Below are 14,393 nucleotides of genomic sequence, written 5' to 3'. Positions count from 1 at the left end.
CCGAAGCAATTCATAGGCATCTCTTATGACTTTTACAAACTATTCACAAACGCAAACGATTACCTTTTTTTTACAACCGTGAGTTATCAGCCTTAATCCAAATTACTCGCCAGAAAATCCTAAAAACTCATTTCTTTACAGCTAAAGACACCTATATCGCGGGTCAGTCTTTCAGCTCACATGTCGTTGGTGGTAGCCTTCGCGCCCGTAAATTCTCTTTGATGTTTTTTTAACAGATAAATGGTCTAAAGATGCCCACATCATAAGTGGATTATTGCATTTGGGATCACGATCACTGATAGATTCATAACTAGAATGTATCTTTCCGCCCGCCAATAGTTACGGGCGAAAATTATTAAAAAACCGTCACTGAACGAATTTCATATTACCGTCAGGCACTTTTTCATCGGATTTGACTAAAAAACCTGACAATTCGCTTCCTCCAGGAGATATAGATGGAAACCACTCAAACCAGCACCGTTGCTTCGATTGAATCCCGAAGTGGTTGGCGCAAAACGGATACCATGTGGATGCTTGGCCTTTACGGCACGGCAATCGGCGCTGGTGTACTGTTCCTTCCTATCAACGCAGGCGTCGGCGGTCTGATCCCGCTGATCATTATGGCTATCATCGCTTTCCCGATGACCTTCTTCGCACACCGCGGTCTGACCCGCTTCGTGCTGTCCGGTAAAAACCCGGGCGAAGACATCACTGAAGTGGTTGAAGAGCATTTCGGCGTTGGCGCAGGTAAACTGATTACCCTGCTCTACTTCTTCGCGATTTACCCTATTCTGCTGGTCTACAGCGTGGCGATCACCAACACCGTTGAAAGCTTCATGATGCACCAGCTGCACATGACGCCGCCTCCGCGTGCGATTCTGTCTCTTATCCTGATTGTGGGCATGATGACCATCGTGCGCTTCGGTGAGCAGATGATTGTGAAAGCAATGAGCGTACTGGTCTTCCCGTTCGTTATTGCTCTGATGGTGCTGGCTTGCTACCTGATCCCACAGTGGAACGGTGCAGCACTGGAAACCCTGTCCCTGAGCAGCGCATCGGTAACCGGTAACGGGCTGCTGATGACCCTCTGGCTGGCGATCCCGGTGATGGTGTTCTCTTTCAACCACTCCCCAATCATCTCCTCTTTCGCTGTTGCGAAACGTGAAGAGTACGGTAATGGCGCAGAGAAGAAGTGCTCCAGCATCCTGGCACGCGCTCACATCATGATGGTACTAACCGTTATGTTCTTCGTCTTCAGCTGCGTACTGAGCCTCTCCCCGGTGGATCTGGCGGCAGCAAAAGAGCAGAACATCTCTATTCTGTCTTACCTGGCGAACCACTTTAACGCACCTGTTATTGCGTGGATGGCGCCTATCATCGCGATTATCGCCATCACCAAATCCTTCCTGGGCCACTACCTCGGCGCACGTGAAGGCTTCAACGGTATGGTGATTAAATCTCTGCGCGGTAAAGGCAAGAGCATTGAAATTAACAAGCTGAACAAAATCACTGCGCTGTTCATGCTGCTCACCACCTGGGCGGTAGCAACGCTGAACCCAAGCATCCTGGGCATGATTGAAACCCTGGGCGGCCCGGTCATTGCGATGATTCTGTTCCTGATGCCGATGTACGCGATTCAGAAAGTCCCTGCGATGCGTAAGTACAGCGGTCATGTGAGCAACGTCTTTGTAGTTATCATGGGTCTTATCGCAATCTCTGCGATCTTCTACTCCCTGTACACCATGTTCTAATTATCACCCGCGCCGTCTTCGGACGGCGCACTCCTCCCTCTCTGACTGAAAGCAATGGACGCATCATGATTAGCGTATTCGATATCTTCAAAATCGGTATTGGTCCTTCCAGCTCTCACACCGTCGGACCAATGAAAGCCGGTAAGCAGTTCACGGATGATTTGATTGCACGCGGCATCTTGCATGACATTACCCGCGTGGTTGTCGATGTATACGGATCGCTTTCCCTGACCGGGAAAGGCCACCATACCGATATCGCCATTATCATGGGCCTGGCGGGAAATCTGCCGGATACCGTTGATATTGATGCGATCCCTGGCTTCATCCAGGATGTGAACACCCACGGTCGCCTGCTGCTGGCGAACGGTGAGCATGAGGTTGAATTCCCGGTTGACCACTGCATGAATTTCCATGCGGACAACCTGTCGCTGCACGAAAACGGCATGCGCATTACCGCGCTGGCCGGCGACAAAGCGGTATACAGCCAGACGTATTACTCTATCGGCGGCGGGTTTATCGTCGACGAAGACCACTTTGGTCAAACCGATAACGCTTCCGTCGAGGTGCCGTATCCGTACAAAACAGCGGCGGATCTTCAGCGTCACTGCCAGGAGACGGGCCTTTCCCTCTCCGGCCTGATGATGAAAAACGAGCTGGCACTTCACAGAAAAGAAGAGCTGGAACAGCATTTCACTAGCGTTTGGGAAGTGATGCGCGGCGGTATTGAGCGTGGGATCACCACCGAAGGCGTTCTGCCGGGCAAGCTTCGCGTGCCGCGTCGTGCGGCAGCGCTGCGCCGTATGCTGGTGAGCACCGACAAAACGACAACGGACCCAATGGCCGTCGTAGACTGGATCAACATGTTCGCACTGGCGGTGAACGAAGAGAACGCCGCAGGGGGCCGTGTGGTCACCGCGCCGACTAACGGTGCCTGCGGTATCGTTCCGGCGGTGCTGGCGTACTACGACAAGTTTATCCGTGAAGTAAACGCGAACTCACTGGCGCGCTACCTGCTGGTCGCCAGTGCGATTGGTTCGCTGTACAAGATGAACGCGTCCATTTCCGGTGCGGAAGTGGGCTGTCAGGGTGAAGTCGGCGTGGCGTGCTCCATGGCGGCGGCGGGTCTGGCCGAACTGTTGGGTGCAAGCCCGACACAGGTGTGCATTGCTGCGGAAATCGGCATGGAACATAACCTGGGGCTGACCTGTGACCCGGTTGCCGGACAGGTACAGGTGCCGTGCATCGAACGTAACGCGATTGCCTCCGTGAAGGCGGTGAACGCAGCACGTATGGCGCTGCGCCGCACCAGCGAGCCGCGCGTCTGTCTCGATAAGGTTATCGAAACCATGTACGAAACCGGTAAAGATATGAACGCCAAATACCGCGAAACCTCTCGCGGCGGCCTGGCGATGAAGATCGTGACCTGCGATTAAGCCTCTCAGGAAGCCTCGTTTTGCGAGGCTTCTTCCTGTTTTCCCCACCATTCATAGTTTCACGCTGCTGACAGTGTTACCCTTCACGCATTAGATAGAAGGGAGATTATCTGTGGCCGTTCATTTACTTATCGTCGATGCTCTTAACCTGATTCGCCGTATCCATGCGGTACAGGGGACGCCTTGTAAAGACACCTGCCTGCACGCGCTGGAACAGCTTATTCGCCACAGTGAGCCCACCCACGCGGTCGCGGTATTTGATGACGAAGCCCGAAACACGGGCTGGCGACACCAGCGTCTGCCGGACTACAAAGCCGGACGCGCACCGATGCCGGACGATCTTCACGTTGAGTTGCCCATGCTGCGCGCTGCATTTGAACAGCGGGGCGTCCCCTGCTGGGGCGCACAGGGAAACGAAGCCGACGATCTCGCGGCCACCCTGGCCGTCAAGGTGGCAAGTGCCGGGCATCAGGCCACTATCGTTTCAACTGACAAAGGCTACTGCCAGCTGCTCTCCCCCACTATCCGCATTCGCGACTATTTTCAAAAACGCTGGCTGGACGCGCCGTTTATTGCCAGCGAGTTCGGCGTCTCGCCTGAGCAACTGCCGGATTACTGGGGGCTGGCAGGCATCAGCAGTTCTAAGGTTCCGGGTGTCGCCGGTATTGGGCCGAAGAGCGCCGCGCAGCTGCTGACCGATTTTCAGAATCTGGAAGGGATTTACGCCCGTCTGGATGAAGTGCCAGAAAAGTGGCGCAAGAAGCTGGAGGCACATAAAGAGATGGCGTTTATCTGCCGGGAAATCGCAACGCTACAGACGGATTTGCAGCTGGACGGGAATTTACAGCAGCTGCGTTTAGAAAGTTAAAACCACTACACGGTTTTGTAGGCCCGGTAAGCGCAGCGCCACCGGGCAATACAACACGGACTATCGCTCGTCGCGACGTCCGCCGACCGCAGCCCACCAGCGACGAATATGCACCGTCACCTCTTCACGGTCGTGATACAGCTGACGCGCCTGGATCTCCACGTTAATACCGTGTTCGTCCATCTGCTCCTGAATGTACGCCAGGTTCTGCGACACTTCCTCATAGCGCTTTTTCATCGGCAGCTTGAGGTTGAAAATGGTCTCACGACACCAGCCGTTCGCCAGCCAGGAGGCCATCAGCGCGGCAACTTTTGCCGGCTTCTCAACCATATCGCACACCATCCACGAGATGTTGTTTCGGTTCGGGCGATAGCGGAAACCGTCTTCACGCAGCCAGGTGACCTGCCCGGTGTCCATCAGGCTTTGTGCCATTGGGCCGTTATCAACGGACGATACCCACATATTGCGTTTCACCAGCTGATAGGTCCAGCCGCCCGGGCACGCGCCAAGGTCAACGGCGTACATGCCGTTTGCCAGACGCTCATCCCACTCATCTGCCGGGATAAAGACGTGGAACGCCTCTTCCAGCTTGAGCGTGGAACGGCTTGGCGCATCGGACGGGAAGCGCAAACGCGGGATGCCCATAAAGAAGGGAGAGTTGTTGGTGGTGTACGAATAGCCTGTATAGCAGCAGCCCGGTGCGATAAAGAAGATATGCACCACCGGACGCTTCGGCGTTTCGTAGTTCGTCAGCACGCCCGCATCACGCAGCGCTGCACGCAGCGGCACGGTGAACTTACGGCAGAACTTCATCAGCTCTTTACTTTCGTTGGTATCCGCCACTTCAACGCGCAGATCGCCGCCCTTCTCCACCACGCCCTGCAGCATGCCGACAACAGGCGTGATGCGGTCTTCCGGCGGAAGATCCTTCAGCAGCTCACCCGCAACAAACATCTGGCGAGCGAAGATCAGCGAGCTGAACGGCAGCTCGCGCGCCAGCTTGTCTGCGTCTTCAGGCTGATAGCACTCGAATATCACATAGCCCGCGTTCTCTTTTACGCGGGCAAAGCCGAAGACTTCGCGCTTCGCCGCTTTATCGGTAATTTCCGCGGCGCACTCTTTCTCAAACCCCGGGCGACAATATAAAACAACCTTATTCATGAACAACGCCCTTGCGTTTCAGACGGATAGCTCCGATAAACATTAATACCCAACCTGCCAGGAAGCTGAAGCCGCCGACAGGTGTAACGAACGCCCACAGGCGCAGATGTGAGAGCGCAAGGCAGTACAGACTACCGCTGAACAACACGGTACCCAGCGCCATAAACACGCTGCTCCAGTAAAACCAGATACTGATACGACGCTGCATCGCCACCGCCAGCCCAAAAATAGCCAACGTGTGGAACGCCTGATATTCAAGGCCGGTCTGGATCCAGCCCATCTCTACTGCGCCCAAAGATTTGCTTAATACATGTGCGCCAAAGGCGCCCAGTGCTACAAAAATAAAGCCACTCACCGCGGCAAAAATCAGCATGAATCGGCTGGTCATGTTTAAGTCCTGAATTGATGCGTGCCCGGCACACAAACGTTATTGCTCATACCTGAAGCGGAATTTTTCTTGCTCGGTTGCCGCTTTCGCCAGTATCCACTGCCGGAAGGCGGCTATTTTACCCAGTTCTGCCTGACTGTCATGACAAACCAGATAAAACGCATTCTTGCTGACCAGTACATCATTAAAAGGGCAAACCAGGCGGCCTGCCTCAATTTCGGACTGCGCCATGACGTTGTTCGCCAACGCCACGCCCTGCCCGTGAATGGCAGCCTGTAACACCATCGCACTGTGGCTAAAAATGGGTCCCTGCTGCACGTTTATATGTGTAAGACCTAATTGACGGGTATAAGTTTGCCAGTCGCGGCGAGAGGCATCATGCAAAAGCGTATGCTGAGCCAGGTCAGCGGGAGACTTCAGCGCCTTTTCACCTGTTAACAGCAGGGGAGAACAGACCGGCAGGAGATATTCTGCGTATAATTTCTCAACACGCAAGCCCGGCCAGTTACCGCGACCATAAAAAATGGCGACATCCACGTCATCGGCCAGTTTGTCCTCCTGACGATCTACCGCCTGGATTCGAACGTCGATCCCCGGATAAGCTGAGTTAAAGCTTGAGAGTCTCGGCACCAGCCAATGAATGGCAAAACTGGGCAATAAACTAACAGTCAGGGCACCTTTTGCACTGCGAGCCTGCAGCTTACGCGTGGCTTCCGTAAGCTGGGAAAAAATCTCTTTAATATCCTGAAAATAGCTCTGCCCCTCTTCGGTCAACAGCAACGAACGGTTGCGTCGACGAAACAGCTTAAGGCCCAGAAAATCCTCCAGAGACTTGATTTGGTGACTTACTGCGGCCTGTGTCACAAAAAGCTCATCTGCTGCGCGGGTAAAGCTCAGGTGACGTGCTGCTGCATCAAAAACACGTAATGCATTGAGGGGTGGCAATCGCTTTGACATGGTTATCTGGCTTAGATGTTAACGGATTTTAACAAACAGGAAACAACGTTTAACCTATTAGTTTTTTTTATCTGAGCCATTATAATTTGTCCGTTGAGGAACTACCAGCAAATACCTATAGTGGCGGCACTTCCTGAGCCGGAACGAAGAGCTTTTTTCGGAATGCGTGTTCTGAAGGGCTTTTGGCTTACGGTTGTGATGTTGTGTTGTTGTGTTTGCAATTGGTCTGCGATTCAGACCACGGTAGCAACGCTACCAATTTTTCACTTCCTGTACATTTACCCTGTCTGTCCATAGTGATTAATGTAGCACCGCCAATTTGCGGTGCTTTTTTTTGCTTATCGATCTGTTAATGCTCGATCTCTTTCATCTCTTTCACGTCCGTGCGGTTGATCTGCTGCTTGTTCCCGTTAGCATCTTTGTACGAAATCATCCCGGTATCATTATCGGTAGTCGGTTTCCCTTCCGAAACGATAGAACGACCATCGTTGGTGTGCATCACGTAGTTGTTACCAGAACACGCGCTCAGGGCAAAGGTAAACGCACAGGCAGAAATGATTGCAGCTGTCTTATTCATGATTATTCTCCTTTAGCAATTAATGCTATTCAAACCTCGATTTATAACAGGCTAAAACATCCGCCTAACACTATTTAGCATAACCTGCTTTTTTGAGGTCGTAAGGATAAGCAGACAATTCTGATAGATATCAACCTCCTTGCCCTGCCGCTGAAATTGCGCGACGATCGCTATATTGAAATGAGGAATCCCATGAACGCTTTCAGTCCTGCGCAGTTCCGCGCACAGTTTCCGGCCCTGGCCGATGCCGGTATTTACCTGGATAGCGCCGCCACCGCCCTTAAGCCACAGGCGGTGATTGAGGCCACGCAGCATTTCTACAGCCTGAGCGCCGGGAACGTGCATCGCAGTCAGTTTGCCGAAGCGCAGCGATTAACCGCGCGCTACGAAGCCGCACGCGATCAGGTCGCGCGCCTGATCAATGCCGAAAGCGGGAAAAACATCGTCTGGACGCGCGGCACGACCGAGGCCATCAATATGGTAGCCCAGTGCTACGCGCGCCCGCTGCTTCAGCCGGGCGATGAGATCGTCGTCAGCGAAGCGGAACATCACGCCAACCTGGTGCCATGGCTGATGGTGGCGGAGCAAACGGGTGCACGCGTGGTGAAACTCCCACTGGGTGCAGACCTTCTGCCCGACGTGGCCTGTCTCCCCGAGCTGATTACTCCCCGCAGCCGCATTCTGGCGCTCGGGCAGATGTCGAACGTCACGGGAGGTTGCCCGGATTTGGCTCAGGCCATTCGCATCGCCCATGCCAGCGGGATGGTGGTGATGGTCGACGGCGCTCAGGGCGTGGTGCATTTCCCCGCTGATGTGCAGGCGCTTGATATCGACTTCTATGCCTTCTCGGGACATAAGCTTTACGGACCAACCGGTATTGGGGCGCTGTACGGCAAGCCAGAACTGCTGGCAAAAATGACGCCGTGGCTCGGTGGCGGCAAAATGATTACCGAAGTGTCGTTCGATGGCTTCAAAACGCAGGACGTTCCCTATCGTCTGGAGGCCGGTACGCCGAACGTGGCGGGGGTGATTGGCTTAAGCGCGGCGCTGGAGTGGCTGGCTGAAACCGACATTGTCCAGGCTGAAAGCTGGAGCCGGGGACTGGCGACGCTGGCAGAGGAAGAACTCAAAAAGCGCCCGGGCCTCCGCTCGTTCCGCGTTCAGGACTCCAGCCTGCTCGCCTTTGATTTTGCGGGCGTTCATCATAGCGACATGGTGACGCTGCTGGCCGGGTACGGCATTGCCCTGCGTGCCGGACAGCACTGCGCCCAGCCGCTGTTGGCGGCGCTCGGCGTTAACGGTACGCTGCGCGCCTCGTTTGCGCCGTATAATACCCAAAGCGATGTCGACGCGCTGGTTGCCGCCGTTGACCGCGCCCTTGAAATACTGGTGGATTAATGACTAGCGCTGCTTTAGCCGGACATCCGTTTGGCACGGTCATCACAGAAGAGACCTTAAAACAGACCTTCGCCCCGCTCCAGCAGTGGGAAGATAAATATCGACAGCTGATCCTGCTGGGTAAACAGCTCCCTGCGCTTTCAGACGATCTCAAAGCGCAGGCGAAAGAGATCGCAGGCTGTGAAAACCGCGTCTGGCTGGGCGTGAGCGTCTCCGGCGAGAAGCTGCACTTTTTTGGCGACAGCGAAGGCCGCATCGTCAGGGGCCTGCTGGCCGTATTGTTGACAGCAGTGGAAGGAAAAAGCGCGGCGGAATTGCTGGCACATTCGCCGCTGGCGCTATTTGATGAGCTTGGGCTGCGCGCGCAGCTCAGCGCCTCGCGCGGTCAGGGGTTGATCGCGCTCAGCGACGCGGTACTGGATGCCGCACGTCAGGCTCAGGCCTGACGTTCCGCCTTCGCCATCATTTTCTTGAGGGCGTGAGACACCGCCACAAAGCCGAAGGAGGCGGTCACCATGGTGGCCGCACCAAACCCGGAGGCGCAATCCATTCTCTTTGGCCCTTCCGCCGTACTCTTCATTGCGCAGACTGACCCGTCCGCCTGCGGGTAGACCAGCGCTTCGGTCGAGAACACGCAGTCAACGCCCAGCTTGCCTTTGCTGTTCTTCACCACGTTAAAATCGCTCTTCAGGCGTTCGCGCAGCTTGGCAGCCAGCGGATCCTGAATGGTTTTCGCCAGATCGGCCACCTGGATCTGCGTCGGATCGATTTGCCCGCCCGCACCGCCCGTCGTGACCAGCGGCACCTTGTAGCGACGGCAGTATGCGATCAGCGCCGCTTTTGGCCGCACGCTGTCGATGGCGTCAATCACATAGCTGTAGCCTTTGCTCATATACTCCGCGACGTTATCAGCCGTCACAAAGTCGTCGATCACCGTCACGCGGCACTCCGGGTTGATTAAACGGATACGCTCCGCCATGACCTCAGACTTCGCCAGGCCGACGCTATCGCGCAGGGCGTGGATTTGACGGTTGGTGTTGGTGACGCAAACGTCATCCATGTCAATCAGCGTGATTGCGCCAATACCGGTTCTCGCCAGCGCTTCTGCCGCCCACGACCCCACACCACCAATGCCCACGACGCAGACGTGCGCATCCGCAAACAGCCGCAGGGCTTTTTCACCATATAAACGTGCCGTACCGCCAAAACGCTGGCGCCAGGCGTCGCTGATTACCACAGACATAAAACCTCAGATGTAAAAAGGGTGAGGTTTTCCTCACCCTGAACAGTAATCCGTATTGCGCTCAGAATACCACAATCAGCCGCTGAATACGTTTCCAGCGCCCGGCGCCGCCTTCAGTACCCATACGCGTCCGTAGTGGTTATACCAGCCCGCACGATGGCCTGCGTCAGGGCCAATACCCTGATAGATGTCGAAGTGCTGGCCTTTAATCGCCCCGCCGACGTCCAGCGCCACCATCAGACGCAGCTCATACTGGCCGCTGAACTTGCCGTTGTTGTCCAGCAGAGGAACCTCCGCCAGCAGCGTGGTGCCTGCAGGAATAATCGAACGATCCGATGCTACCGACGCGCGGCCAATCAGCGGAACGGCACTCGCCCCTTTCACCGGCGCAAAGTTTTGCGGTTTGAAGAAGACGAACGACGGGTTCTGCTCCAGCAGCTCACGCACCTCGGCTTCGCTGTGTTTCTCGCCCCACTCGCGGATAGCCTGCATCGACATGTCTTCTTTCTTCACTTCACCGCGGTCGATCAGCACCTTGCCAATACTGCGATAGGCGTGGCCGTTTTTACCGGAATAGCTGAAGAAGTTAAGTGGCGAACCGTCGCCAAAATCGATGTAGCCGCTTCCCTGAACGTCCATGATGAAGTTATCCATCAGGGAGTTGCTGTAGGCCAGAACGTAGTTTTCGCTCAGCGCACCGGCGTAGATCTCAGCACGAGACGGCAGACGACCGCGTTTTGGCGGCATACGGTAGATAGGATACTGGAACTCGCCCTGACGGGAGTGTCGCGCCTGGATAACCGGGGTGTAATAGCCGGTAAACTGGACGTTGCCGTAGTTATCGGCCCCTTCCATCTGCCAGGCATCGATACCAAACTGGCGCATGTTGCGCGTATCGCCGCCTGCTTTCAGCCAGTCCTGTACCGCGCTATAAACACTGTTCTGTGAGCTATAAAGACGCGGCGACGCGTTGCGGATCTGGTAGACCTGCTCGGAGAAATCACCGGCATTAATCGGTGCGCCGACAGCATCAGGCTGATTAACTAAAGAGAAAGGCTGGGATAACTTCCCGTCTTTATACTGTTGACCGCGATCGGTCGGTTTGGAAGAACAGGCCGCAAGAATCGCTACCATTGCGCCCGCCATCAGATACTTCGCCCAACGTCCTTTCATTATATCTCGTCTTTAAGTTGCCCATTTCCGCGTGATGAAGATAACAAACCGCCAGGGCTAATGAAATGCGATCGCATGCCCTTTGGCAAATTTTGCGCAAAAATAGTCCAAACAGAGCCATGTCGTTCAATTTACATACAAAATCATGATTTATGTGAAAAAGGGGTTGCATCACAAACCTATCCGAGTATAGTGCGCATCCACGGACGCGGGGTGGAGCAGCCTGGTAGCTCGTCGGGCTCATAACCCGAAGGTCGTCGGTTCAAATCCGGCCCCCGCAACCAATTAAAATTTGATGAAGTATCTTCTACGACTGTAGAAAGACGGACGCGGGGTGGAGCAGCCTGGTAGCTCGTCGGGCTCATAACCCGAAGGTCGTCGGTTCAAATCCGGCCCCCGCAACCAATCAAATTTGAAGAAGTAAGTTTCTACACGAGTAGAAAGACGGACGCGGGGTGGAGCAGCCTGGTAGCTCGTCGGGCTCATAACCCGAAGGTCGTCGGTTCAAATCCGGCCCCCGCAACCAACACTTCTAAAAACATTAAACACCCTTAAGGGTGTTTTTTTGTATCTGTCGTTTGTGAATTTGCCGGGCGTTTACCCGGCTGAAAGATTTACCCGCGCCGCGCCAGCGTCGCCCCGTCTGAGAAATACGCCCGTATCCCCGCCAGAATCGACTCCGCAACTTCCTGCTGGAATTTTGCCGTCTTGAGCTTACGCTCCTCTTCAACGTTACTGATAAACGCGGTTTCTACCAGAATGGACGGAATATCCGGTGCCTTGAGTACCGCAAACCCGGCCTGTTCAACGCTGTTTTTATGCAGCTTATTGATGTTGCCCAGCTTGCCCAGCACCGCTTTACCAAACTTCAGGCTGTCGTTAATGGTCAGCGACTGCACCATATCGAACATAGTATGGTCGACGTAGCGGTCGCCGCTTTTGCTCACGCCACCAATCAGGTCAGAGGCGTTCTGGCTGTCAGCCAGGAATCTTGCTGCGGTACTGGTCGCGCCTTTAGTTGAGAGCGCAAACACCGACGAGCCGCTTGGCTGGCGGCTGGTAAACGCATCCGCATGGATCGACACGAACAAATCGGCGCGCTGCTTCTGCGCTTTCGCCACCCGGACCTTCAGCGGAATAAAGACGTCTTCATTGCGCGTCATATAGGCGCGCATATTGCCTTCTTTATCAATCAACGCTTTCAGGCGACGGGCAATTTGCAGCACCACGTCTTTTTCACGCGTGCGGTATTTCCCCACCGCACCGGAGTCTTCGCCGCCGTGGCCGGGATCGAGCATGATCACAATCGGACGATCGCGCCCTGCTTTGCCCGGCTGCGGGCCGCTTTGCGCAGGTGGAACCTGACGCTGCAAATCGCCCTTGTTGTAATCCTCCAGCAGGGCAAGAAGTGGATCCTGAATATCCGTCGCATTGGCCGGGTAGAGATCCATCACCAGGCGCTCTTTGAAGGTCGCAACGGGCGCCAGGGCAAACAGCTGCGGCTTAACGTTCTGCTTCAGCTCAAACACCATGCGCACGGTTTGCGGATCAAACTGCCCGACGCGCGCCGATTTAATAAACGGATCGTCGCCGCGGATCTGCGCCGCCATACCCTTCAGCACGGAGTTGAGGTTAACGCCTTCGAGATCCACCACCACGCGTTCAGGGTTGCTGAGGGCAAATTGCTTATATTTCAGCACGCGATTGGATTCGACCGTGACGCGCGTATAGGTCGACGACGGCCAGACGCGCACCGCCACCACCTGACTGGTGGCTGCAAGACCGACCTGACTGACGCTAAGCAACCACATTGCCCCGGCCCCTTTTAACAAACGGCGGCGGCTTATTGCTGAATTGGATCCCGACATGCTTCTCCCGAGCAAGAACACTGACTGATATACAAAATGTCCAAATTGACCGAAAACTTTAACGAATGACGCATAAACTGTCATCTATAAAAGGGTAAACAATCATACGCTAACGCACGGATTACTTACTAATTTCTGTGGGTCGCGGAAAATTTGCGCTTGCACACGCGACCACAATCGAATAAAAATACAGAAATTACGAATAAACATTCATTAAGGGTTGTGCCATGGTGAAGGAACGTAGAACCGAACTGGTCCAGGGATTCCGCCATTCTGTTCCCTATATCAACGCCCATCGGGGAAAAACGTTTGTCATCATGCTTGGCGGCGAAGCCATTGAGCATGAAAATTTTTCCAGCATCGTCAATGACATTGGCCTGCTGCACAGCCTCGGGATCCGCCTGGTGGTGGTGTATGGCGCGCGTCCGCAGATCGACGCCAACCTGGCCGCTCATCACCACGAGCCGATTTACCACAAGCATACCCGCGTTACCGACGCCAAAACCCTTGAGCTGGTGAAACAGGCGGCGGGTCTGCTGCAGCTGGATATTACCGCTCGCCTGTCCATGAGCCTGAACAATACGCCGCTGCAGGGCGCGCATATTAACGTCGTGAGCGGCAACTTTATCATTGCCCAGCCGCTCGGCGTGGACGATGGCGTGGATTACTGCCACAGCGGCCGCATTCGTCGTATTGATGAAGAAGCTATTCACCGCCAGCTGGACAGCGGTGCCATCGTGCTGATGGGCCCGGTCGCCGTTTCCGTGACCGGCGAAAGCTTTAACCTGACGTCTGAAGAGATTGCCACGCAGCTGGCGATCAAGCTGAAGGCGGAAAAAATGATTGGGTTCTGCTCCTCCCAGGGCGTCGTGAACGATGAAGGAACAATCGTACCGGAACTCTTCCCGAACGAAGCCCAGGCTCGCGTAGAGGCGCTGGAAGCCGAAGGCGATTACCACTCCGGCACCGTCCGCTTCCTGCGTGGCGCCGTGAAGGCCTGCCGCAGCGGCGTGCGCCGCAGCCACCTGATCAGCTATCAGGAAGACGGGGCCCTGCTGCAGGAGCTGTTCTCCCGCGACGGTATTGGTACACAGATTGTGATGGAGAGTGCGGAACAGATCCGCCGCGCCACCATCAACGACATCGGCGGCATTCTGGAGCTGATCCGCCCGCTGGAACAGCAGGGTATTCTGGTGCGTCGCTCACGCGAACAGCTGGAGATGGAGATCGACAAATTCACCATTATTCAGCGCGATAACCTGACCATTGCCTGCGCCGCGCTCTATCCGTTCCCGGAAGAGAAGATCGGTGAAATGGCCTGCGTGGCGGTACATCCTGATTACCGTAGCTCTTCACGCGGCGAAATGCTGCTTGAGCGCGTGGCGGTACAGGCGCGCCAGATGGGGCTAAGCAAGCTGTTCGTCCTGACGACGCGCAGCATTCACTGGTTCCAGGAGCGCGGATTCACGCCGGTGGATATCGATTCTCTGCCGGAAACGAAGAAAGAGATGTACAACTATCAGCGTCGTTCAAAAGTGCTGATGGCCGATCTGGGGTGATACGACGCCCTCACCGT

The 14,393-nt window shown here is 55.1% G+C and carries 13 protein-coding genes and 3 tRNA genes; 9 read left to right on the top strand and 7 right to left on the bottom strand.

Annotated features, from left to right (window positions below; all coding sequences use genetic code 11):
- The first annotated feature begins 455 nt into the window (after nucleotides 1-455).
- The 3 genes from V4835_RS05015 to xni all read left to right on the top strand — a co-directional run bounded on the left by V4835_RS05015 (nucleotide 456) and on the right by xni (nucleotide 4,052).
- On the top strand, nucleotides 456-1,751 hold the full coding sequence (locus V4835_RS05015) for an HAAAP family serine/threonine permease (protein WP_063144713.1): 1,296 nt from the start codon (nucleotides 456-458) through the stop codon (nucleotides 1,749-1,751).
- A 65-nt stretch (nucleotides 1,752-1,816) separates the two neighbouring features.
- Nucleotides 1,817-3,184 (top strand): L-serine ammonia-lyase, encoded by a 1,368-nt coding sequence (locus tag V4835_RS05010; protein ID WP_331411360.1) that lies wholly within the window; start codon nucleotides 1,817-1,819, stop codon nucleotides 3,182-3,184.
- Nucleotides 3,185-3,296: 112 nt separating this feature from the next.
- Nucleotides 3,297-4,052 (top strand): flap endonuclease Xni, encoded by a 756-nt coding sequence (gene xni / locus V4835_RS05005; protein ID WP_331411358.1) that lies wholly within the window; start codon nucleotides 3,297-3,299, stop codon nucleotides 4,050-4,052.
- A gap of 60 nt (nucleotides 4,053-4,112) precedes the next feature.
- On the opposite strand, the gene rlmM is transcribed toward xni, so the two are convergent.
- The 4 genes from rlmM to V4835_RS04985 all read right to left on the bottom strand — a co-directional run bounded on the left by rlmM (nucleotide 4,113) and on the right by V4835_RS04985 (nucleotide 7,135).
- On the bottom strand, nucleotides 4,113-5,213 hold the full coding sequence (gene rlmM / locus V4835_RS05000; RefSeq protein ID WP_063144710.1) for a 23S rRNA (cytidine(2498)-2'-O)-methyltransferase RlmM: 1,101 nt from the start codon (nucleotides 5,211-5,213) through the stop codon (nucleotides 4,113-4,115).
- Nucleotides 5,206-5,601, bottom strand: a complete 396-nt coding sequence (locus V4835_RS04995; protein ID WP_023309031.1) for a DUF423 domain-containing protein — start codon at nucleotides 5,599-5,601, stop codon at nucleotides 5,206-5,208. The genes rlmM and V4835_RS04995 overlap by 8 nt, the downstream gene beginning before the upstream one ends.
- Nucleotides 5,602-5,640: 39 nt before the next feature.
- A complete protein-coding gene (gene gcvA / locus V4835_RS04990; protein WP_023309032.1) occupies nucleotides 5,641-6,558 on the bottom strand; it encodes a glycine cleavage system transcriptional regulator GcvA in 918 nt (305 codons plus the stop codon).
- 349 nt (nucleotides 6,559-6,907) lie between these two features.
- Entirely contained in the window at nucleotides 6,908-7,135 is a 228-nt protein-coding gene (locus V4835_RS04985) for a YgdI/YgdR family lipoprotein (protein WP_008499648.1), read from the bottom strand.
- 192 nt (nucleotides 7,136-7,327) lie between these two features.
- Here V4835_RS04985 and csdA point away from each other — a divergent pair, with 192 nt between their 5' ends.
- Together csdA and csdE are read left to right on the top strand one after the other, a co-directional pair.
- Nucleotides 7,328-8,533: a cysteine desulfurase CsdA gene (csdA, locus tag V4835_RS04980; protein WP_331411356.1), complete on the top strand. Its 1,206-nt coding sequence runs from the start codon at nucleotides 7,328-7,330 to the stop codon at nucleotides 8,531-8,533.
- The gene (gene csdE, locus V4835_RS04975; protein ID WP_023333259.1) at nucleotides 8,533-8,979 is read left to right on the top strand and encodes a cysteine desulfurase sulfur acceptor subunit CsdE; all 447 of its coding nucleotides are present in this window, start codon (nucleotides 8,533-8,535) and stop codon (nucleotides 8,977-8,979) included. Before csdA ends, csdE begins: the two co-directional genes overlap by 1 nt.
- On the opposite strand, the gene tcdA is transcribed toward csdE, so the two are convergent.
- Together tcdA and mltA are read right to left on the bottom strand one after the other, a co-directional pair.
- Nucleotides 8,970-9,776 (bottom strand): tRNA cyclic N6-threonylcarbamoyladenosine(37) synthase TcdA, encoded by an 807-nt coding sequence (gene tcdA / locus V4835_RS04970; protein ID WP_063144708.1) that lies wholly within the window; start codon nucleotides 9,774-9,776, stop codon nucleotides 8,970-8,972. The two genes, csdE and tcdA, sit on opposite strands and share 10 nt — an antisense overlap.
- 75 nt (nucleotides 9,777-9,851) lie before the next feature.
- Nucleotides 9,852-10,949, bottom strand: a complete 1,098-nt coding sequence (gene mltA, locus V4835_RS04965) for a murein transglycosylase A (protein WP_063144707.1) — start codon at nucleotides 10,947-10,949, stop codon at nucleotides 9,852-9,854.
- A gap of 207 nt (nucleotides 10,950-11,156) precedes the next feature.
- On the opposite strand from mltA, the gene V4835_RS04960 reads away from it, so the two are divergent.
- From V4835_RS04960 to V4835_RS04950, 3 genes are all read left to right on the top strand, one after another.
- Nucleotides 11,157-11,233, top strand: a tRNA-Met gene (locus tag V4835_RS04960).
- A 44-nt stretch (nucleotides 11,234-11,277) separates the two neighbouring features.
- Nucleotides 11,278-11,354: transfer RNA gene (locus tag V4835_RS04955), tRNA-Met, on the top strand.
- A gap of 44 nt (nucleotides 11,355-11,398) precedes the next feature.
- Nucleotides 11,399-11,475 (top strand) — tRNA-Met (locus tag V4835_RS04950).
- Nucleotides 11,476-11,563: 88 nt separating this feature from the next.
- Here the strand turns inward: V4835_RS04950 and amiC are convergent.
- Nucleotides 11,564-12,817, bottom strand: coding sequence for an N-acetylmuramoyl-L-alanine amidase AmiC (amiC, locus tag V4835_RS04945; RefSeq protein WP_134348866.1), 1,254 nt, complete (start codon nucleotides 12,815-12,817; stop codon nucleotides 11,564-11,566).
- A 227-nt stretch (nucleotides 12,818-13,044) separates the two neighbouring features.
- Here amiC and argA point away from each other — a divergent pair, with 227 nt between their 5' ends.
- A complete protein-coding gene (argA, locus tag V4835_RS04940) occupies nucleotides 13,045-14,376 on the top strand; it encodes an amino-acid N-acetyltransferase (protein WP_063144705.1) in 1,332 nt (443 codons plus the stop codon).
- The last annotated feature ends 17 nt before the right edge of the window (nucleotides 14,377-14,393 follow it).

Origin of the sequence: Enterobacter cloacae complex sp. CARB60, assembly GCF_036487345.1 — a bacterium.
In the GTDB taxonomy this organism is placed as follows: Bacteria; Pseudomonadota; Gammaproteobacteria; order Enterobacterales; family Enterobacteriaceae; genus Enterobacter; species Enterobacter asburiae_D.
Note: the sequence above shows the minus strand (reverse complement) of the source record. Positions and strands in the feature narration are given on the sequence as shown.

Excerpts from the sequence above, each read along its gene's own strand:
- csdA (WP_331411356.1), top strand. The coding sequence starts at position 7,328 with ATGAACGCTTTCAGTCCTGCGCAGTTCCGCGCACAGTTTCCGGCCCTG.
- V4835_RS04995 (WP_023309031.1), bottom strand. The coding sequence starts at position 5,601 with ATGACCAGCCGATTCATGCTGATTTTTGCCGCGGTGAGTGGCTTTATT.
- V4835_RS05010 (WP_331411360.1), top strand. The coding sequence starts at position 1,817 with ATGATTAGCGTATTCGATATCTTCAAAATCGGTATTGGTCCTTCCAGC.
- tcdA (WP_063144708.1), bottom strand. The coding sequence starts at position 9,776 with ATGTCTGTGGTAATCAGCGACGCCTGGCGCCAGCGTTTTGGCGGTACG.
- amiC (WP_134348866.1), bottom strand. The coding sequence starts at position 12,817 with ATGTCGGGATCCAATTCAGCAATAAGCCGCCGCCGTTTGTTAAAAGGG.
- V4835_RS04985 (WP_008499648.1), bottom strand. The coding sequence starts at position 7,135 with ATGAATAAGACAGCTGCAATCATTTCTGCCTGTGCGTTTACCTTTGCC.
- rlmM (WP_063144710.1), bottom strand. The coding sequence starts at position 5,213 with ATGAATAAGGTTGTTTTATATTGTCGCCCGGGGTTTGAGAAAGAGTGC.
- csdE (WP_023333259.1), top strand. The coding sequence starts at position 8,533 with ATGACTAGCGCTGCTTTAGCCGGACATCCGTTTGGCACGGTCATCACA.
- mltA (WP_063144707.1), bottom strand. The coding sequence starts at position 10,949 with ATGAAAGGACGTTGGGCGAAGTATCTGATGGCGGGCGCAATGGTAGCG.
- gcvA (WP_023309032.1), bottom strand. The coding sequence starts at position 6,558 with ATGTCAAAGCGATTGCCACCCCTCAATGCATTACGTGTTTTTGATGCA.
- argA (WP_063144705.1), top strand. The coding sequence starts at position 13,045 with ATGGTGAAGGAACGTAGAACCGAACTGGTCCAGGGATTCCGCCATTCT.
- V4835_RS05015 (WP_063144713.1), top strand. The coding sequence starts at position 456 with ATGGAAACCACTCAAACCAGCACCGTTGCTTCGATTGAATCCCGAAGT.